The organism is Leptospiraceae bacterium, from assembly GCA_024233835.1.
Classification (GTDB): domain Bacteria; phylum Spirochaetota; class Leptospiria; order Leptospirales; family Leptospiraceae; genus JACKPC01.
Genome location: JACKPC010000005.1, coordinates 344,487 through 364,204, shown reverse-complemented (window position 1 = coordinate 364,204; position 19,718 = coordinate 344,487). Strand labels below are relative to the sequence as shown.

The following is a 19,718-nucleotide window of genomic DNA, read 5'->3' as shown; positions in this document are numbered from 1 at the left end:
AATTAACTCCTTATTCTTTGGATTATTTCCAATATTCTATCATGAATGCCTTTAAGTTTATTTTGTAATATTTCTGATAATTCCAATCCCATGCTTATCCGGAATGGTTCGATTCCAATTAGATAGAGCTTTTTCGAAGGATATAATGTATGAATCATTTGAATGGAATGTTCGAGACTAATCCCGTGTCCATTTCGTGGATTTAGTTTATTGAATATTAGAATATTCTTTGTGTTGAGCTCAAAAAAACTCAGCCAACCCGAGTCTTTGCCGTGAATCATTGCATCAATAATAACTATTTTTTCGTAATCTTCTGCAAGACTTACTAAATCAATACTGGATGTTCCCATATCAACAATCTTTAATTTTCTAAGAATATCATCATTTTCTAATAACTTATACAAATGATTTCCTATCCCATCATCCTGCATTAAGGGATTTCCAAAACAGGCAATAATCGTCTCCATCTATTCCTTAAATTCTACGTTTAAATAATGAACGGAGCAAGAAATACAGGGATCATATGCCCTTACTAACATTTCCATTGTCTTAGCAATTTCACTTTTAGGCTTTTCTAAGATGTCCGGAACCATGTGATGTAAGTCAGCTTCAATATTTGCATAATTCATCCCGGTTGGAATTATACAATTTGCCTGAACTACGTTTCCTTTCTTATTGATTGTATAGTCGTGAATCAATAGCCCCCTCGGTGCTTCTACTATTCCTACCCCCCGGCCTTCCTGTGGCTCTACACTTATATCCTCCTGTTTTAAATTCATATCTAAAAGTTTTTGTATTGTTAGGATGGAGTCTTCAAAAACATGGATGGTTTCAATAAATTGTGCTATAGTTATCAGGAAGGTATTATAACTTGGTGCTTTGAGACCCAATTCTTCTGCTACCTGTTTGGCCCAGGGATGGAGCTTATCCTGGTTCAAATTAAATCGGGCCAGAGCCCCTACCTGAATGGGATTGCCGGAATCTGAAAGTACATGTTTTGAAGTAGAATGTTCTATACAGGATTCTTTAATTAGTTCCTTATAATCTTTCGGATCAAGCGAATTTCCCGAACGTTTAGAAGAACCAATTTTTCCTCCAATGAGTGGATAGTCGTTTTCTTCTGAGGATGCAACATATTCCGTTTCCCTTGAAAACTCCGGTATCCTTAGAGTTTTTAGTAGTTCTAAGGTATGTATCAGATCTTCTTTATGTCCTTCAATATATTCCAGGAGACTTTTCAGTTCAAGTTTTGTAGGAGTTTTCAGGAAAGTTTTTACTGCCATACTGATGGAATGTACTTTTCTTCCGATTAATCGAATACATATTTCGTTTCCCAGTTTTTTTAAACGTAAAGCTCGTTTTACTACATCCGGATGGGAAGAGGCTAAGGGTACTACACTTCCAAGGTTAAAAAAATCAGGTGCTGCTAAAAAATATACATGTAATATATGGCTTTCAATAAACTCTGCATTCATCATCAAACGTCTGAGCAATCTGGTTTGTTCGCTTATATGAATATCCATAGCTTTTTCAATAGCCTGGATCGATGCTAAGGAATGTGCAATAGAACAAATTCCGCATATACGTGAAGCTATTAGAAATACCTCGTGATACGGCCGTCCTCTGAACATAACTTCAAATAATCTGGGGCTTTCAACAACCTGTAATTCTAACTTTTCAATCTTTCCCTGTTTTATATCTAAGACCAAATTTCCATGGCCTTCCACTCTGGTAATATGATGTATATTTATATTCACATCTTTTTTATTCGTACTGTTCAAGGCTGGCCCCTCCGATTAGAAGACTTATTCTTTTCTTAATCTCATCCTGAGATAATCCATGCTTTGCTAAAGTGGCTTTATGGACTTCAATATTTGCACCCGGTAATGGTCCTCTACATCCCCAACAATAATTTCCAAATTTTGGACAAACGGCCAGGCAACCACCGCGGGTAAGCGGTCCCATACATTGCATACCTTTTTCAAAAACACAGATACTGCCATTTTGTTTACACTCATAGCAGACAGGATAATCTTTTTCTTTTGGAATCTGGTTATTTAAAAGACATTGTAGATAGTATATAAATTCTTTCTTATCTATAGGACAACCTTTGATATAATAATCCACCCGAACAAAGTGATCGATTGGTTCAGCCATTCTCGTAGGATACCAATCGGCTTTATCTCCGTATACATAGTTTGAGGCTTCATCCAGATCATGATTATTTTTAATTGTATTTACTCCTCCGGGCCAGGCACAGGAACCAAGGGCAATCAGTATTTTTGCATTATCACGAATCTCCTTTAGGTGTTCAATGTCTTCCTCTGTTTCTACTGAACCTTCTACAAAGGCAATATCATATTCATCTTCACGGATATCCATGGCTTCTCGAAAATTCACAAATTCAACTAAATTCAGTATATCCAGAAGTTCATCTTCTAAATTTAAAATCATTAATTCACAACCTTCACAGCAGGAAAGGCTAAAGACTCCTATCTTGGGCTTCATTAGATTGCCTCCTCTTTAGATTTAATTTCAGAATATCGAAATACCGGTCCGTCAAGGCATACATATTGATCCTCGAACTGGCAATGTCCGCACATTCCTATACCGCATTCCATTCTTCTTTCTAAAGACATATAGATATTTTCATCCGGGAATCCTAATTCTAAAAGATATTTTAGAACATGCTTATACATGATGGGAGGTCCACAAAAGGCAACTATCGTTTGGTTCGTTTCAAATTTTCTTCCTTTTAACAGGTTCGTAACCGGACCAACCATGCCCCGCCAGTTTGAGTTTGCTATATCAACTGTAAGTTCAAAATCTATATCTTTTCGTAGAGACAGAGCATCTAATTCCTCTTTATATAAAAATGATTCCGGATTTTTCGTTCCATAAAAAATGGTAACTTTTCGGTAATCATTTTTTTTATCTAAGGCATAATTAATGAAAGAACGTAGTGGTGCATAACCTAATCCACCGGCGATAAATAATAAATTTTTATTCTTAAAAAGCTCCGGCTGAAAACCATTTCCGAAGGGTCCCCTTATCCAAACATTATTTCCTTTTTTTAGCTTATGTATGGCCTGTGTTACCGTTCCAGTTGTGCGAATACATAGTTCTATATGATTATCCTTTCTTGTCGGAGAAGAACTAATTGATATGGGAACTTCTCCAACTCCGAATATGGAAACTTCCACAAATTGTCCGGGCTTATGCTTAAATCCTTCATAAACTTCAATTTCAAAAACTTTTTCTAAAGGAGTTAAGACTTTGATGCTTTTAATTTTAGCACAGTAAGGTTCTGTAGAATGAACTTTTGTTCTTTCTATGGTTTTTGTTCTTTTACTTACACTATTGAATACATCTAAGATACTAATTCCGGTAAGGCAGGCACTGATACAACGACCGCATCCTACACAACCAAGCGTGCCGAATTTGTCCAAAGTATACATACCTTTTTTCATGAATCTATGTCTGAGTCTATCTTCTGTATTATCTCTGGCATTGTGACCCGAGGTTTCTAAGGTGAAGTTTTTTCTTAAACAGGCATCCCACATACGTTCTCTATGGGCCGTATTTGCATCTACTGAGATGTTTTCTACTACAGCATAGCAATGACAGGTAGGACAAACAATATTGCAAGAACCGCATGAATAACATTTTTCTGCCAGTTCCTTCCATAAGGGATTGTTATAATTATCTTTCAATGCAATACGGACTTCATTGGAAGTTTTATTTAATCTTTCCGGAAAATTATTTTCTTTATATTGATTGGCTGTTAACCATTTGGCAATCGCTTCATTTGTTACGTTCTCAAATATCGGATTTTCTAAAATTTCATCTCCCCTGGATGAACCGGAACGAACTATAAAAAATTGTTCTTCTACCGGTACTAACATGAGATCGTAGCCTTTGTTTGCTTTCCAGGTATTCATTCCCCTGCAAAAAGAATTTTCATTACAGACCTCCATACATTCCAGGGCGATAATGGTTAATTCTTCTCTTCGTTTGTTGTAATTTATATCTTTGTATTGATAGGAATAGATTGTATCTGTAGTAGTTAAGGCATGTAGATCGCAGGTGTGCATTCCAAAAATCACAGTTTTTTCTGATTCACAAACCGTACTCAGCCGGGTTTTTTCTCTATTTTTTTTGTATTCAAAGATAACTTCTCTCGGAGGGGATACAAAGCTTTTTGCAGGTAAATTTGTTGGTTCGTATTTTAAAGTTATTCCCTGTATTCCAATTTCATCAAAAGGTTTAAATATGCTTTTCGAGAATTCCATTGCAGGAATAAAAACCTTTCCATAGTCTTTTAATAAATGTAATAAAGGCTCTAAGTTTTCAATATTTAGGTATTTGATCTCCATGTAAGGACCTCTTCCTTAGAAATACAAACTTAGTTTTGTGAATTATTTAGGTCAAGATAATTGAGAAATTTGTAATTTTTTATTCTTTTTTTTAGATTGATCCGGCTTCCCGGAGCTTTTCAGTCAAACAAAAGCTTTCTAAAGAATGGAAGTTTTCTCTAAAAATAGACCTCTTCTCCAAAATCTCATCCATGATCCCTGTAATCTCTTTAATTATATACTCATACAGAATAAATGTAATATCTAAAGATAGATATTGAAAATAAGCATGAGTAGGTATATATAATACAGGAGAATTTTAAAATTCGAGAGGATAGAGCTTGAAAAAATACTAGGTAAAATATATAGTATTTTATGAAAAAGATAAGATACATGGTTAATTGAGATGAATGTGGTTATTGTGGACGATCATCCTTCCAGTAATGCCGGACTTAGAATCTATTTAGAAAGGGAAGGCTTCACTGTATGGGATTTTTCAAGCCCTCAGGAACTGTTATCAGAGAAGGATTTAAACATTTATGAGCTTTTTATTATAGATATAGTTCTGTCCGATATAAATGGTCTTGAACTGACGAAAATGTTGAAAATGAAAGGACTTAAGGGGAAGATTGTTATATATACTGCATTTTCCAAATTGAACTATAAGATGGAAGCTTTTGAATGTGGTGTGGATGGCTTTTTGTCTAAATCCTTAAGCATGGAACTGTTTCTTCAGGAAATATTGAAGATTCTTTCAGGAAAAACAAAATTCAAAAAAGAATTCCTGAATGAAAATAGGGTTCCATCCGTACCCAAACTGAGTAACGCGCAAAAAAGTATCATTAACTGCATTCATCGTGGTTTGTCCAGAAATCAGATCGCTGAAGAATTAAAAATATCAGTAAAGACCTATGATTATCATATTATCAATTTAAAAAAAGTCTTTGGAGTTCAAACTACTTCTGAATTAAGGGAAAAAATTTATTCTTCGTATTTATAGACTTGCATAACTTTTTTTTTAATCCAGTCTATATTTTCAAACCTGGGTAAAAATGCTCGGATACGCTTCAGGGTCGGGTCATTATTTGCTTGAATTTCTATCAGGTTTTCTCTTGAGAAGTCTGCACTTAGTAGAAATATTATAATATTTTCATAATCAGGGTTTTCCTGCAAATAGTTTATTACTTCAATACCACCCATTCGAGGCATGTTTTTATCTGTTATCAGTATATCAGGAATGATGTTGCATAAAATCTCTAAGACCTCTTCTCCATCGGAGGCTTCTAATACCAGCCAATTTTCCCTTCGGAAAGCATCAGCTAAATTTCTTCTATATTCATTACTATCATCTGCGATGAGCATGGTTTTTTCATTATCGGGTATTTCTATACAGAAAGATGCTCCTCCCTTCGGACGGTTTGAAGCACTAATTTGCCCCTGAAGTAATTTTATAGAATCGTAAGCATAAATTAAACCAAGACCGTGACCCAATTCTCCTTCTGTTCCTTTTTTTGAGGTCTTGACTGACTTATCAAAAAGATAGGGTAGGATTTTTTCCGGAATTCCTGTTCCATTATCTTCAATAATTATTAGTATTTTATAATTATCTCTATAGGTTGTAAACTTAATTTTTCCACCCTTTGGGCTAAACTTTATCGCATTATTCAATATATTTCTTAGAATCTGGTTATACAATTCTATATCAACCGTGATCACTTCATCAGGAATTTGATTATCACATACAAGTCTTATATCTTTCTGCTTGAGTAAGGGTAAGAATTCATTTTTTAACTGTGAAAAAATTTCATCAATTGTAATCAATGAGTAATTTAGTTTGAGCTGACCTCCTTTAATTTTATTTAAGTCCAATAATTTCTCTACCATTGCTAATGAATAAGATAAGCTATTATAACTCAGGTTCAGATAATTCTTAATTTGCTTATTTGAAAAATCATTTGGTCTTTTTTTTAAGGCCTCTAATAAATTTAATACCCCGGAAATAGGTGAACGCAGGTCATGAGAAACTATAGATAAAAATTTATCCTTTAACTCATTTGCAGAATCGGCTTCCTGTTTGGCCTTCTGTAAATCTTCAGTCCTTTGTTTTACCTTTTCTTCCAGGCTCTCCAGTAACTCATTAACCTGTAGGAGAGCTGTTTGTTTGGATTTTTTTTCCTGGTTAATCCTATCTGCAAGACCGAAAGAAAACAATAGCATTTCCAGAGCAGAACCCATAAGAACACTATACTCAGTTATAAAGGAACTGGTAAAAAAACCGAGAGCTTTTAACATCCTGATACTGGCTCCGCTCATAAAAATAATCCAGGCAATTAAAAAATATTTAGATGCCGGGATCTTTTTCTTTATAGCCTGTATTCCAATAAGTAGAGCAAAGAAATAACCGGGCAATAAAGAAGCATACAGAAGAATCATAGTGGGATATTTTTTAAAGATAGAGATAAATCCCAGTAGGAAAACAAGTATTAAAAAATATAAGATTATCTTATTATACTCCGGAAAGTGAAGATTTATATTAATATAACTCCGAATAAATAAACCGGCAAATATTATGCTGCTTGTAACAAATATATTGGTGGCCCTATCTCCCCATAAGGGGAAATTCGGCCATAAGAATTCATTGGCCAGTCCGTTCATAGACATACTCAGGATAAAAATGGAACAAAGAAAAAAAACATAATACAGGTAAGAAGATTCTCGGATAGAAATATATAGAAATAAATTGTATAACAATAAACTAATTAATATACCAAAGTAAATAGCAAAACTGGTATATTCTATTTTCGTGTTTATTAAAAAAGATTTAAGGGAATATATATATACAGGTAGATCCATCACACCGGTTGTCTTGATTCGAAAAAAAACAGTACGGGTTTCGGAGGGCTTGAGTTTGCATTTAAAAACAAAATGATGATTGTACACATCCCTCTTAAAGAAAATTCGCTGTTCCCCTGTGAAAACAGTTTTGACAAGTGAATCCCCATCAAAAAAGTAGGCATCTATAAAATCCAAAAAGGGATTCGCTATTTTGATGTAATAAATCCCCGGTTTATCCTGCTTGTTAAACAGGTTTATCCTTAACCAGTAAATAGATTTTGTAACACCGAAATTGGCAGACTTTTTTGTATTTACCTCCCAGGGTATTTTATCTTCTTGTCGAATTTCTTCTATTCCTTGACTTGCATTCTTGTCTTCCAGAATATCTATATATCTATCAAGTGCAATATGTTCGGTTTTATTGTCCAGCTCCAGAAGAGGTGCTGTATGAATAGGTTTATACCCTATGAATAGACTTAGGAATAGAAAAATAACTTTCATTTTTTCTGCTGTTGCCCCACTTTTTTCTGATTCTTAATTTATTCATCTTTCCATAAAGGTTCGTTTAAAAAGGTGTTTTCTAAAATTTTAAACTTTTCTTTAAATATAGACCTATTATCTAAAATATCATTCATGATCTCTGTAATTTCTTGTATATCTCTATTTCTTTTCTTGGCACCAAGAAGTAACACCCTCCATTTTTCTTCTAAAGCTCGATAGCAGAGCTCTTTTATACTGTTGTTATTAGTGAAGTTAGTATATAAGAATTTTACAATAGAGTAAACTCTAAATCTATCCATAGCTTTATACTTTGTAGATAGCTGTTCATGACCGCCCAGGCGATTTAGCAGGAGTTCGGATATAAGTCCTATTTTTTTTTTGCTGCTAATTCTTAACCAGAGCTCATAATCTTCGCAGGATACAAGCTTTTCATCAAAGACACCATATTTCTCAAACAGGCTTCGGTGGAGGAGAACAGAGGAGGGGGTAATGCAGCAGAGTTCCAGACTTTTTGCAAAAAGAAAACCCTCTTCCTTCTTATGCTTTTTTCCGGGACTGACACGCTTTCCATTACGAATCCATATTTCTTCTGTTTGTGAGATCTGGCAATCCGTATGCAGGGAGTGATAAGCCAATTGTTTCTCTAACTTTTCCGGATGCCAGGTATCATCTGAATCTAAAAATGCAATCCATTCTCCTTTGGACTTATAAATACCCGTGTTTCTTGCCCTGCTTACTCCACTATGTTCTTGCTCTATGCATATAACCCGCTTATCTTTTTCCTGATAGCTTTGCATGAGTTTAAAACTATTATCTACTGAGCCATCATCTACGAGAATCAGTTCAAAGTCTTGAAAGCTCTGCTCTAAGACAGAATCAATGCAGCTTATTAAATACTCTTCCCGGTTATAAGAAGGAATAATAATCGAAACTACAGGCATTATATAAATGTTTTCGTATTCAGAAGCATGGAATCCTATATTTCTTATTCATCCTGTTTTCCAAAATGAATTTTGTTTCTTTCGATGATGGCGTTACAACCATAGTTTAAAACTTTAGGTTCCGGTGTACATTTAAGAAAAGCTTTGGAGTCGGCAAAAGCTTTTTCCAAAAGTTTGATGGAATGTCGTATAGCATACTCGGCAGCTAATTCATGGTATGTAATTCCTGAGTTTGGAACAAATTGTCTTCCTCTCCAATTATAATTAGAATCTTTATTTATACAATCATGGGTAGCGGCTGTAATTTTATGTTTTATTTCATCTCCCTCTTTTGAATAGCAGGTAGTATAGTTTTCGGGATCGGTAAGAGCAATCGCTGCATCCGGAAAAGCTCCCGACTGAAGATTTTCCGGTGGAGGAAAGTTTTGGAACAACATAGTAGGAGCCAGGTAATAAGACTGTTCAAAAATCTCTACCCAATTGGAATGAGAATAAAAATCCTGAACGATATGTAGAGCTATCCCCAAATTCTTCTGAAAGAGAACCGGCGAAATAGTTCCTCTCGATGTATCAAAGAGTTGTTTCAGTCGTAAAGTACAGGCATTAATATCATTATCACAATGATAAGAAGGATCATGTGAAAAATAAATATCATTCATTTCTGAGCCATGAATCAGTACTGATGCACAGGCAAAGTTGATATTCACCCCTTTTTTCTTGGAAAAACGACGAATCGCTTCGAGGGTAATGATGTTATGTTGAAAGGGTCCTCTCATTCCAAAACCAGAAAGTCCTACACAAATCTCCGCATTGAAGAGAATTGTGAAGAATGCAATGTATTTTAAAGCTTTAACTTTCACTTTAAACTTCCTCTAAATCAATTTCTTTTATTATAATATTCAAGGATTCCTTTATATAAGGAATAGGCAATTTGTTTAACACGCTTAGAGGTTTTAACACCTGCATATTTTAAATTATTCTTATGTAACGCATTGGCTTCTTTATAATTGTTTTGAAGAAGAACTTCCGTATAGCATAGGGGGCTATGTATGAGCCTTGTAAGTTTTAAATTTCTTGCATATACTCCCGGTTTTCCGGCATAGATTCCGCTGTTTACTACATAGGGAACTTTTGTTTTTCTATCTATAGGAGGTATTTTTAAGTCTTTGATAAAATGTTTCTCGATAATCGCAGAAAATTCAATAGATTTTTCTATGTGTCTTCCGAGTGCCAGACGCAAAAATTCCAGTCTATCTCTTTCGTCTTCCAGTTCTTCTTTTTGAAAGGCACCGGGTATAAATACTAAACTATAATTATCCTTTGTGAGATAGGTCATGTGAGGACTGGTTCGCTTAAAAGGATAATTGGGTCTTCCTCCTACATTATAATGAATAATTAAAGTTATATGGGGCTGGAAGTTATTGATAAGCTCGGCTCGCTTTCTGAGTTCAGCCTCTTTGAGAAAAAAGTCAAGGGTAAGTGCCTTATCGTTTCCGGAAAGAATTTTATCTGCTTCTTCTTTTTTTAGTCTGCCTAATTTTACTTCATGATCTACGGTAGGTTTTAAATCGTCTTTTAACCATTCTTCATAAGTTTTGTTAAAGACGGTAGATTTGGGATCTTTACGACTTATAAAAACCTGTGCTCCCTGTTTTTCCAAGTAATACTGTACAATTCTTGCAGTCTGATAGGTAAGGTCAGCTTCATAAAACTTCATTTCTTTCTTTTTATCATGGGTCCAGATAAAACGACTTTCTTTTCTGGCCATTTCCCAGGAGTACGCAGTATGACCCGGGTCTATAGCTACCCGCAAACCTTTCAAAGGCATTTTGCCGGCTTGTATATGAAAGGAATGCTTTTTATTTAACTTGATTCTCTGCTGAATATATTTAGAGAAATCTTCTTTCCCTTTATTTTTATAAATAGATAAAATTTCTTCATCCGTAAAATTATGAAAGAGACTTAAAAAAGTTTTGGTTTCTTTCTTATGCAGGATAAATTCAGGTTTTGTTTTTTTATTAGGTGTGCTATATACATAAAGTGTTTTATTCTTTATCCGGTAGTATTTTTTTAAACCGGGATCCTTTAATAGGATCTTCAGATTGGACTTAAAACGGCTCTGTTTGGGCGTACTATTCTTTGCATATAGAAAAGTTACACTTAGAAAAAAAACTAACAAACCTGAGACAAAATGCTGAAACATAGGACAAGGTTTTTATACCGCCTATTTCTTGCATCAAAAAAAGAGTAGTGTTAGTATTCGCTAAAAAAAATCAAGGGAATATCTATTGAATCGCAGGCGAGTCACCATTGACTCGCTGGCTTACATTTTACTACTTTTCTTTAAGGCAGCTTCTGATAAAAGTTCTAATAGGTTTCCATTTCCATTGACCTGTATCTTTCCTACCTTTTCCGAAAATTTTTCTAAATATTCTAACTCTTTTAGTTTGTAAAGAGTTGGATTATCATCCATTAACCTGGCTGTATTTAGAAGACTTCGGGTTGAAGCTGTTTCTTCTCTTCGAGTAATGATATTGGCCTGGGCTTTTTTTTCTGCAATTAGAACCAGGTTTAAGATATCCCGAATTTCTCCAGGTAAAATCACATCTTTAATTCCTGCTTTTATAAACTCGATTCCAAGTAGTTGCTCTTCCTTCTTTAACTCTGTTAGCACAGCATTAGCCACATCCTGTCTCTTTTCTAAAAGCTCATCCAGTGGAACGGAACTTATATGATCTCTTAATACCAATTGCATCAGGGTATAGATTTGTTCTACATAAGATTTGATCTCCAGAATAGCCCGCTCCGGATTGATAATCTTATACTGGCAGATAAAATTTAATCGTAAAGTGATCCTATCTTTGGATAAGAGTTCCTGTCCCGAAACCTCCAATTGTTGTTGCCGCATATCTACTTTTTCCAGGCGGACTTTGACCGGCCCTTTCCAGAAATCGTATCTTCCTGCATCCAGAATTTTTTGGAATTTTCCGTTATAAAAAAGTAAACCTTTTTCATAACTTTCTACTTCGAAGCTATTATATGCCGGAAGGATAGAATCCTTTTGTAAAACCGAACGAGAAACTTCAGCCGGAATCATGGCTTCTTCTAAATTGAAGATTTGAAACTCGTGCTTTTGAATAACTTTCCAAAAACTGTAAATACCTGGATATAAGTAATTTTGAATATGTCCATCTACAAAATGCAAAGCTATGTTTTTATCCGGGATTTCTATAATCTCCAATTCTTCTAAGAGAGCTTTATCGGTTTGAAAAAATTTTATATTTTTATGAGGACTAAAAGCCTCATTTACATCAAATATACGTACTTCATAACCCAGTAAAGAAGGTAAAAAATATCCTCCGGGTTTTAAGTATCTTTCATAATTCCCGTTTCTGAAAACGAGTCCTCTTTCATCTTTTAATATCCTGAAAAACATAAATACCTCTAAATCTAAATGGGGAAATACGCTCCTGTTTCACAGTTCAACTGCGGAAGAAACATTCAGTTTGGAAGTTACTTCCCCTCGCGAGAGAAAATAGCTTAAAAACGGTATCCTGTTCCTTGCTGGGCAGTATTCCCGCTGTGAAAAGCTTTACCTTCGTAAAACCTTTCACCGAAAGAGGAACGTAGTTCCCCGAGTGTAAAGTGAACGGTTACAGATTACGAGTCTGTTGCCTTAACCACTTGGCTAATCGTTTCCCATAACGATGAGGGATTCGAACCCTCGGAACCTATCAGATGCTCTACCTCTGAGCTAGAAGCCCATGTGGACCACGAAGGAGTTGAACCTTCGACCCTCTGAGTGGTGGAGTTTAGCTTACCAATGGCCAGTATACGCCCCGGAAAACTCCTGCGCACTGCCGGATCATACAGAAATCCTGACTTGCAACCAGAAGCAAACAAGAACCCCGGATCGAGACTAAGAAAAGGGGAAAGGTCTTGCAAGCAAAAAAGAGAAGAAACTGGGGTCATTTGAAAGAATTAATGGTTGATGAATCAGGCTGGAATTTAGAAATAAAAACAGATATGTATTTAGAAGATAAAGAAAATGTTAGCCTTTTTCGATTCTTTTCCTCGTTTATAATTCTTGCACTTGTACTATTTGCTTTTTATAAAATTAAAGGACAGTTGGAAAACCCTTCTCCTAAAAGTAGGCTGGTACAGCTAAGACAGATTGATACAAAAGCAAAAATAGTAAATTACAAGATGCCCCTGTTTGAAACGGTTGTAACAGGTTGGAAAAATCTTTCTCGCCTCGATTTTGTAACGGCATACCAGGCCCTGATTGCTATCCTGTATAGCTTGCTTTTACACCTCATCTTTCTCGGGTTTGAAAGAGAAAAGTGGAAATTAAATCACCATTTACTGCTTTATATCTGTGCTTTTCTACCTTTTAATGTTTATGTGCCCTATGAATACGCAGCAGAAATCTTTTGTAGTGTCTGGATTTATATTCTAATCCTATTCTGCCACATGGAAACCCTGTTCGATTTAATCCTGCTTCTGGTTCTAACTCTATTAGGTTTACTTTCCAGCTTCCTTATGTTCCTGATTGCTTTTACCTTTTTTGTGATTATCCTGAGTTTTACCAAAATGAAGCAGGATAAAGCGAAAACAGCCGTGTTTTATAAGAAGAAAAGCATTGCTGGGAAATTCCTATTAGCTTACCTTTTTATCTTTTTTGTAGGTCTCATACTCGGCGGAGTTTATGATGTTTTTGGAGAAAATAGCTTTCATTTCTTTTTTTCCAATGCGGGAGCCATCCTTTACCAGTTTGTTCCGATTGTCTTAATTCTCTTTGTTTCGGTTTTTCTCATGAAATCGGAAAAAGAACTGAGTAGTGTACCGGCCATCATCGTTTTTTTGATTCTACTTCTGGTGTCTCTGTTTTTCGCCTCAAGGAAAGATAGTCCTTTAAAATCAACTGCCGAAAAACCCTCCGTACAGCTACAGGTCTCTCCTAAAAATGAAAAATCTTAATTCGAATCGATTCTCAACATCCTCTGCCAATGGTCTACCCTTTGAGGATCAGTTTTGGACTGAAATATACGGAGATGGTTTCAATGTGGATGGAACATTTAATGCGAAAGAACATGCTTCTTATGTATATTCTCTATTTCGCTTGATGAATATCAGTGTGTCCTCTCTTATCGATTTTGGATTTGGAAAGGGGTACCTGTTAAAAGAAATGGTTCAAAAGCTAAAACCCCAAAAAGTGATTGGAATCGAACCTTCCCAACTCATGGTTTCATCTCTTATAGCAGATGATTGGGTCGACAAATGGAATATTGCCATACAGCAAAATACTATCGAAAGTTTTAACGCAAAACCTTTTGAAAAAGAACCCTTCGAGTTGGGAATTTGTAATTCAGTTTTGCAGTATATACGGGAAGATATTCCTTCTGTATTTGAAAAGCTTTCCGGGGTAGTACGATATCTATATTTTACAGTACCTACCGATAAAGATTATAAGCGGATGAAAAAAGAATTAGATTTTGAAGACCCCTATGCTTATGCCAGAAGCCGTGCTTTTTATAAAAAAGCCTATAGCCCGTATTTTACAGTTGTTTCTTATAATCTTCTGGAAAGTAAATCTGTGAAAAAAATCCATTATTCGTTTATGGAAGAAATCTTTAGATTTTAGAAAACTCTAATGTATTGAAAGTGGTTTTTAGAAATTCAACTTATTTATTAAAGGACTGAATCGCCTCGTATTCAGTGGAATGGATTTCCACGTACATATTTAGAGTGGTCCAGCGGAACAGGTTTTTAATCCCATCTCCGACACAGGCCAGTTTTAAAACTTCATTGTTCTTTTTTAGAATGGACATCTGCTTCACAAAAATACTTAAACCAGAAGAGTCCATAAATTTTACATTTTTCAGGTTATATATCTGTTTATATTTTCCCTCATTGTTTAATTTATCAACAGCTTGCCGTAAGGCGGAGACATTGTAGAGGTCAATATCTTCATAGATAGTGACAATAACAATATTACCTTTTTCTTGTATTTCTATTTTTAATTCGGCTGACATAATCTTTTCTTCTGTTTTTTAAGTTTTATAAATATAATCTTTATGATAAAAAATGCAAGATTATTTTTCAATTATATTCAAAGAAGAAAAGGTAACATTAGCTCGGATCGTGATTGCATACGTATTATGGCTATAAGCAGAAGAGTAGTAGATACTACGTTTTAGAGGGGTAGCCGCCTTCCCGTCCGGATAACTGACTATTGCAAAGGCCGGGTTTATGATAATCCGAATGGCCATATTCTTTCGAATGATAATTTCGCTTTTAGAAAAAGCACTATTTACTTCGAGGTAAATATTTCCCCTGTCTATTTTATAAGAATTAAAATCGAGTGTTCCCCTGGCAAAAATAATATTATAATCCGTATTTAATTTATTACTAAATTCAAAATTTGGATTAGGAAATTGGCTTAAGTCTATTGTTTTTATTGCTTCCGGATTATTATGCATGACTATCGTATTTTCCTGAAAAATAATAGTTTTGAGATCCGGTTCATTTTTCTTGGAAGGAATAAAACGTAGTTCGGTCGCCATAAGGGCAATTCCAAAGTAAATTAAAATAAAAGCTAAGAGAGCTTTTACTGAAGGCAGTTTAATCTTAAAAAAGGTCTGAAATAAAAGGGTTATTCCAAGAGTCAGGACTACCAGGCCTAAAAATGTACTCGTAAATAAAAACATAGTTCTTCTTACAGGTTTGTTGATGCAAGTTTTATTGTCTAAATTTTTTTTATTTGCTTTTAAAATCAAAATTTTTTAAGCTGGGTCATTATAGGTACGCTATTTTTGTACATTTCAAATAAGTATTTACTACTATAAAAAGAGAGACAGTAATGAGTGGCAGTTTAGATAAATCTCTATTTTCCGAATTTCCTCCCATTTCTACAGAAGAATGGGAGAATATCATTATAAAGGATTTAAAGGGTGCTGACTACGAAAAAAGGCTGGTTTGGAAAACAGACAATGATTTTTCACTTCAACCTTATTATCGCAGGGAGGATCTGAAAAACCTTTCTTATCTTGAATCTTTACCCGGAGAGGTTCCTTTTGTACGGGGCAAAAACCGTTTAAAGAATGACTGGGATACCTGTCAGGATATTTCGCATTCTTCAGCGGAAGATGCAAACCGTTTTGCCCTGGGAGCCCTGAAAGGAGAAGTGGAAGCTTTATGCTTTATCACGGATGTGTCTTCCGATACGGTTTCAGGTATTTCCCTGCAATCTCAAAAAGACATGGAAACCCTTTTAAAAGGTATCTTTATTGAAAATGTTTCCCTACATTTTGAGGCGGGAAAGGCATCTGTAGCTATCTTTGCTATGTATGTAAACGAGGCAAAAAAACGTGGCCTTGAACTTTCCCGACTGAGGGGTTCTTCGGGCTATGACCCTCTTCAGGGTTTAAGCAGGGAAGGAACGGCAGGCATTGGTTTAAATGAAATCTGGAATCGCACTTCTTCCGAGCTTTCCGGGATGATAGAGGCCCTTCCTTCTTTTCATAACCTGGTAGTTCATGCCTCAGACTACCATAATGCGGGAGCCGGTACGGCTGCGGAACTGGGTATAAGTCTGGCTCATGGAGCCGAGTATCTGGCAGGCCTGCAATCCTCAGGAATGGATGTAGGGGCTGTAGCTAAAACTTTACAGTTTAGCTTCTCGGTAAGTGCCAGCTACTTTGTAGAAATTGCAAAATTTAGAGCTTTCCGTTTGCTCTGGGCAAATATTCTAAGTGCCTATGGTATCAAGGGTGCTCTGCCGGTTTTCATCCAGGCCAGGACTTCTGAGTGGAATAAAACTTTATACGATCCCCATGTAAACATTCTCAGGGGAACTACAGAAGCCATGTCTGCGGCCATTGCCGGTTGTGATTCGATAAGTGTAAGTCATTTTGATTCTGTATATTCCCATGGAGATGAATTTTCTTTGCGAATTGCTCGTAATACCCAGCATCTTCTGAAACATGAATCTTACCTGAACCGTGTAAAAGATCCTTCTGCCGGTTCTTATTATATCGAAAACCTGACGGATAAATTAGCAGAATCTGCCTGGAAAGTTTTTCAGGATATTGAAACAAAAGGGGGTTTTATAGCTGCTCTGAAGGAAGGCTATATTCAATCTCTACTCCAATCCTTTAAGGCAGAAAGAGCTAAAAATGTGGCATCCAGAAAAGAGATTCTCTTAGGAACCAACCAGTATCCTATTTTGAAAGAAGAATCCCTTTCCAGATTGGAAAAAATATCTAAACCGCTATCTCTAAAGACCTCCGGGAAAGCTGTATCTACTGAAAGCATACAGAAACTTTCAGAAGCCCTTGAGTCCGGAGCTTTACTGGGAGATATTTTACAATCGAGTTTTAAAAAGACGGAAGAAGGAATACAGCCAGTTACTGTGTTCAGGGCTTCGGAAGCTTTTGAAGCAATTCGTCTGGCAACGGAGAAATACGGAAAACAAAAAGGAGCTTCACCTTCTGTGTTTTTGGCCGGTTTTGGAAACCTGGCTATGAGAATAGCAAGGGCAACTTTCAGTTCCAACTTTTTTGCCTGTGCGGGTTATAGAATACTCGATAATCCGGCTTTTAACCAGGCTTCAGATATTGCAGAAGCCTATCTGAAATCCGGTGCTGAGATTCTTGTTCTCTGTAGTTCGGATGAGGAATACGGGGAAATGGGAGTTTCCGTAGCTAAACTGGTGAAAGAAAAGAAACCCTCAGCACAGCTTATCATAGCCGGAAATCCTGCTGCTTTAATTGATAGTTTGAAAGGAGCCGGTGTGGATGATTTTATACACGTTCGAACCGATGTTCTTGGATTTTTAACACAGATGCAGAACAAACTTGGAATAAAGGTAGGAGAATAAGATGAGACCTGATTTCAGTAAAATACCCTATAAACCGGAAACAAAAGAAACGTCTTATGCAGACTGGGAAAAAAAGGCTTTGAAGGAAGCCGGTGCATCTTCTCTCGAAGATACTATCTGGCATACCCCGGAAAAAATCCCTGTAAAACCTGTTTATACAAAAAACGATATACAGAGTCTCAGTCATCTTGATTATGCCTCCGGGATTCCTCCTTTTCTCCGCGGACCTTATTCGGCCATGTATGTTATGCGACCCTGGACCATTCGTCAGTATGCCGGTTTTTCTACTGCGGAAGAATCCAATGCTTTTTACCGCAGGAACCTGGCAGCAGGACAGATGGGGCTTTCGGTCGCTTTCGATCTGGCTACTCACAGGGGCTATGATTCTGACCATGACCGAGTGATTGGAGATGTGGGAAAGGCCGGGGTGGCAATAGATTCTATACTCGATATGAAAATTCTCTTCGACCAGATTCCTCTCGATAAGATGTCGGTTTCTATGACTATGAATGGAGCGGTACTGCCTGTCATGGCTTTTTATATTCTGGCCGGGGAAGAACAGGGGGTTTCTCCGGATAAGCTTTCCGGAACCATTCAGAATGATATTTTAAAAGAGTTTGCGGTTCGAAATACTTATATTTATCCCCCGATTCCTTCCATGAAGATTATTGCCGATATCTTTGAATATACTTCAAAGTATATGCCCAAATTTAACTCGATCAGTATTTCGGGTTATCACATGCAGGAAGCCGGTGCAACTGCTGATTTGGAACTGGCGTATACTCTTGCAGATGGTCTGGAGTACCTTCGAACCGGAATTCAGGCGGGTCTGGATATTGACAGTTTTGCTCCGAGGCTTTCCTTCTTCTGGGCTATAGGCATGAACCATTTCATGGAAATTGCCAAGATGAGAGCCGGAAGACTTCTGTGGTCAAAAATTGTAAAACAATTCAACCCGAAAAACCCGAAATCACTGGCTCTGCGTACTCATTGCCAGACTTCTGGCTGGAGCTTGACCGAACAGGATCCATTTAATAATGTGGGTAGAACCTGTGTGGAAGCACTCGGTGCAGCCCTTGGACATACCCAATCCCTACACACCAATGCCCTCGATGAGGCGATTGCTTTACCGACTGATTTCTCTGCAAGAATTGCCAGAAATACCCAGATTTACCTTCAGGAAGAAACCAATATTTGCCGGGTGATTGACCCCTGGGGAGGTTCTTATTATATCGAGAAACTGACCCATGATCTGGCCCATAGAGCCTGGGACTTGATTGAAGAAATTGAGAAACTCGGTGGAATGGCCAAGGCTATAGAAACGGGTATTCCCAAAATGCGTATAGAAGAAGCGGCTGCGCGTAAGCAGGCTCGTATTGACTCCGGTAAAGATGTGATTGTGGGTGTAAATCGCTTCAAACTCGAAAAAGAAGAGCCTATTGAAATCCTGGATATTGATAATACTGCTGTTCGTCTGGCCCAGATAGAGCGCTTAAAACAACTCCGTGCCAATCGAAATGAAAACGATGTCAGGGCAGCTCTTGAAGCCTTAACAAAATGTGCAGATACGGGAAAGGGGAATTTACTGGAGCTTGCTGTAGATGCAGCCAGGAAAAGAGCTTCCCTGGGCGAAATCTCAGATTCTCTGGAAAAAGTATATGGTCGTTACCAGGCAACTATTCGCTCTATTTCGGGTGTATATTCTTCGGAAATCTCCGAAAACCCTGATTTCTTGAAAGCCAAGGAATTGGCCGATAAATTTGCCAAAGTTGAGGGAAGAAGACCGAGGATCATGGTGGCCAAGATGGGACAGGATGGACATGATCGGGGAGCCAAGGTGATCTCCACGAGTTTTGCCGATTTAGGCTTTGATGTCGATATAGGCCCTCTATTCCAGACTCCACAGGAAGCAGCCAAGCAGGCTGTTGAAAACGATGTGCATATCCTCGGAGTATCCAGTCTGGCTGCGGGTCATAAAACCCTTGTTCCAAAAGTAATTGAAGAGTTAAAAAAACTGGGAAGAGAAGACATTCTCGTGATCGCCGGTGGAGTAATTCCCCATCAGGACTACGAGGCTCTTTATAATGCAGGAGTGGCAGGAGTTTTTGGTCCGGGAACGGTAATTTCTACGGCCGCTATTCGGATTTTGGAAATTCTTTTAAAAGCTTAAAGTTCTATAGTAGGCGAACCATCGGGTGCGCCTAC

Annotated in this window: 16 protein-coding genes; 5 read left to right on the top strand and 11 right to left on the bottom strand. The window is 36.9% G+C overall.

The features are described from left to right. Positions 1-2: 2 nt before the first annotated feature. From H7A25_21880 to H7A25_21865, 4 genes are read right to left on the bottom strand one after another with little or no spacing between them, the layout of a single operon-like run. Complete coding sequence (locus H7A25_21880) at positions 3-467, bottom strand: hydrogenase maturation protease (GenBank protein MCP5502564.1); 465 nt, start codon at positions 465-467, stop codon at positions 3-5. Beyond that, entirely contained in the window at positions 468-1,781 is a 1,314-nt protein-coding gene (locus H7A25_21875; GenBank protein ID MCP5502563.1) for a Ni/Fe hydrogenase subunit alpha, read from the bottom strand. It lies immediately after the preceding gene. Beyond that, positions 1,765-2,508 (bottom strand): hypothetical protein, encoded by a 744-nt coding sequence (locus tag H7A25_21870; GenBank protein ID MCP5502562.1) that lies wholly within the window; start codon positions 2,506-2,508, stop codon positions 1,765-1,767. The genes H7A25_21875 and H7A25_21870 overlap by 17 nt, the downstream gene beginning before the upstream one ends. Then, positions 2,508-4,376, bottom strand: coding sequence for a 4Fe-4S dicluster domain-containing protein (locus H7A25_21865; GenBank protein MCP5502561.1), 1,869 nt, complete (start codon positions 4,374-4,376; stop codon positions 2,508-2,510). Before H7A25_21865 ends, H7A25_21870 begins: the two co-directional genes overlap by 1 nt. 385 nt (positions 4,377-4,761) lie before the next feature. Here H7A25_21865 and H7A25_21860 point away from each other — a divergent pair, with 385 nt between their 5' ends. After that, the gene (locus H7A25_21860; protein ID MCP5502560.1) at positions 4,762-5,355 is read left to right on the top strand and encodes a response regulator transcription factor; all 594 of its coding nucleotides are present in this window, start codon (positions 4,762-4,764) and stop codon (positions 5,353-5,355) included. On the opposite strand, the gene H7A25_21855 is transcribed toward H7A25_21860, so the two are convergent. The 5 genes from H7A25_21855 to H7A25_21835 form a co-directional block, all read right to left on the bottom strand. Next, complete coding sequence (locus H7A25_21855) at positions 5,337-7,691, bottom strand: response regulator (GenBank protein MCP5502559.1); 2,355 nt, start codon at positions 7,689-7,691, stop codon at positions 5,337-5,339. The genes H7A25_21860 and H7A25_21855 overlap by 19 nt on opposite strands. 38 nt (positions 7,692-7,729) lie before the next feature. Beyond that, the gene (locus H7A25_21850) at positions 7,730-8,632 is read right to left on the bottom strand and encodes a glycosyltransferase (protein MCP5502558.1); all 903 of its coding nucleotides are present in this window, start codon (positions 8,630-8,632) and stop codon (positions 7,730-7,732) included. Between the two features lie 44 nt (positions 8,633-8,676). Continuing rightward, entirely contained in the window at positions 8,677-9,492 is an 816-nt protein-coding gene (locus H7A25_21845; GenBank protein MCP5502557.1) for a hypothetical protein, read from the bottom strand. 17 nt (positions 9,493-9,509) lie between these two features. Then, a complete protein-coding gene (locus H7A25_21840; GenBank protein ID MCP5502556.1) occupies positions 9,510-10,835 on the bottom strand; it encodes an N-acetylmuramoyl-L-alanine amidase in 1,326 nt (441 codons plus the stop codon). Between the two features lie 120 nt (positions 10,836-10,955). After that, positions 10,956-12,068 carry a slipin family protein gene (locus H7A25_21835; GenBank protein ID MCP5502555.1) on the bottom strand — a complete coding sequence of 371 codons (1,113 nt, stop codon included), beginning with the start codon at positions 12,066-12,068 and terminating at the stop codon, positions 10,956-10,958. A 503-nt stretch (positions 12,069-12,571) separates the two neighbouring features. Between H7A25_21835 and H7A25_21830 the strand changes: the two genes are divergently transcribed. Continuing rightward, positions 12,572-13,612, top strand: a complete 1,041-nt coding sequence (locus H7A25_21830) for a hypothetical protein (GenBank protein MCP5502554.1) — start codon at positions 12,572-12,574, stop codon at positions 13,610-13,612. Then, complete coding sequence (locus H7A25_21825; GenBank protein ID MCP5502553.1) at positions 13,599-14,276, top strand: class I SAM-dependent methyltransferase; 678 nt, start codon at positions 13,599-13,601, stop codon at positions 14,274-14,276. The genes H7A25_21830 and H7A25_21825 overlap by 14 nt, the downstream gene beginning before the upstream one ends. 40 nt (positions 14,277-14,316) lie before the next feature. On the opposite strand, the gene H7A25_21820 is transcribed toward H7A25_21825, so the two are convergent. Together H7A25_21820 and H7A25_21815 are read right to left on the bottom strand one after the other, a co-directional pair. Beyond that, the gene (locus H7A25_21820) at positions 14,317-14,667 is read right to left on the bottom strand and encodes an anti-sigma factor antagonist (GenBank protein MCP5502552.1); all 351 of its coding nucleotides are present in this window, start codon (positions 14,665-14,667) and stop codon (positions 14,317-14,319) included. Positions 14,668-14,727: 60 nt separating this feature from the next. Beyond that, on the bottom strand, positions 14,728-15,342 hold the full coding sequence (locus H7A25_21815) for a hypothetical protein (GenBank protein ID MCP5502551.1): 615 nt from the start codon (positions 15,340-15,342) through the stop codon (positions 14,728-14,730). 152 nt (positions 15,343-15,494) lie between these two features. On the opposite strand from H7A25_21815, the gene H7A25_21810 reads away from it, so the two are divergent. Further along, entirely contained in the window at positions 15,495-17,513 is a 2,019-nt protein-coding gene (locus H7A25_21810; protein ID MCP5502550.1) for a methylmalonyl-CoA mutase small subunit, read from the top strand. A 1-nt stretch (position 17,514) separates the two neighbouring features. Continuing rightward, positions 17,515-19,683 (top strand): methylmalonyl-CoA mutase, encoded by a 2,169-nt coding sequence (gene scpA / locus H7A25_21805; protein MCP5502549.1) that lies wholly within the window; start codon positions 17,515-17,517, stop codon positions 19,681-19,683. Positions 19,684-19,718: the final 35 nt, after the last annotated feature.

Excerpts from the sequence above, each read along its gene's own strand:
- H7A25_21880 (MCP5502564.1), bottom strand. The coding sequence starts at position 467 with ATGGAGACGATTATTGCCTGTTTTGGAAATCCCTTAATGCAGGATGAT.
- H7A25_21870 (MCP5502562.1), bottom strand. The coding sequence starts at position 2,508 with ATGAAGCCCAAGATAGGAGTCTTTAGCCTTTCCTGCTGTGAAGGTTGT.
- H7A25_21865 (MCP5502561.1), bottom strand. The coding sequence starts at position 4,376 with ATGGAGATCAAATACCTAAATATTGAAAACTTAGAGCCTTTATTACAT.
- H7A25_21860 (MCP5502560.1), top strand. The coding sequence starts at position 4,762 with ATGAATGTGGTTATTGTGGACGATCATCCTTCCAGTAATGCCGGACTT.
- H7A25_21855 (MCP5502559.1), bottom strand. The coding sequence starts at position 7,691 with ATGAAAGTTATTTTTCTATTCCTAAGTCTATTCATAGGGTATAAACCT.
- H7A25_21850 (MCP5502558.1), bottom strand. The coding sequence starts at position 8,632 with ATGCCTGTAGTTTCGATTATTATTCCTTCTTATAACCGGGAAGAGTAT.
- H7A25_21840 (MCP5502556.1), bottom strand. The coding sequence starts at position 10,835 with ATGTTTCAGCATTTTGTCTCAGGTTTGTTAGTTTTTTTTCTAAGTGTA.
- H7A25_21835 (MCP5502555.1), bottom strand. The coding sequence starts at position 12,068 with ATGTTTTTCAGGATATTAAAAGATGAAAGAGGACTCGTTTTCAGAAAC.
- H7A25_21825 (MCP5502553.1), top strand. The coding sequence starts at position 13,599 with ATGAAAAATCTTAATTCGAATCGATTCTCAACATCCTCTGCCAATGGT.
- H7A25_21820 (MCP5502552.1), bottom strand. The coding sequence starts at position 14,667 with ATGTCAGCCGAATTAAAAATAGAAATACAAGAAAAAGGTAATATTGTT.
- H7A25_21815 (MCP5502551.1), bottom strand. The coding sequence starts at position 15,342 with ATGTTTTTATTTACGAGTACATTTTTAGGCCTGGTAGTCCTGACTCTT.
- H7A25_21810 (MCP5502550.1), top strand. The coding sequence starts at position 15,495 with ATGAGTGGCAGTTTAGATAAATCTCTATTTTCCGAATTTCCTCCCATT.
- scpA (MCP5502549.1), top strand. The coding sequence starts at position 17,515 with ATGAGACCTGATTTCAGTAAAATACCCTATAAACCGGAAACAAAAGAA.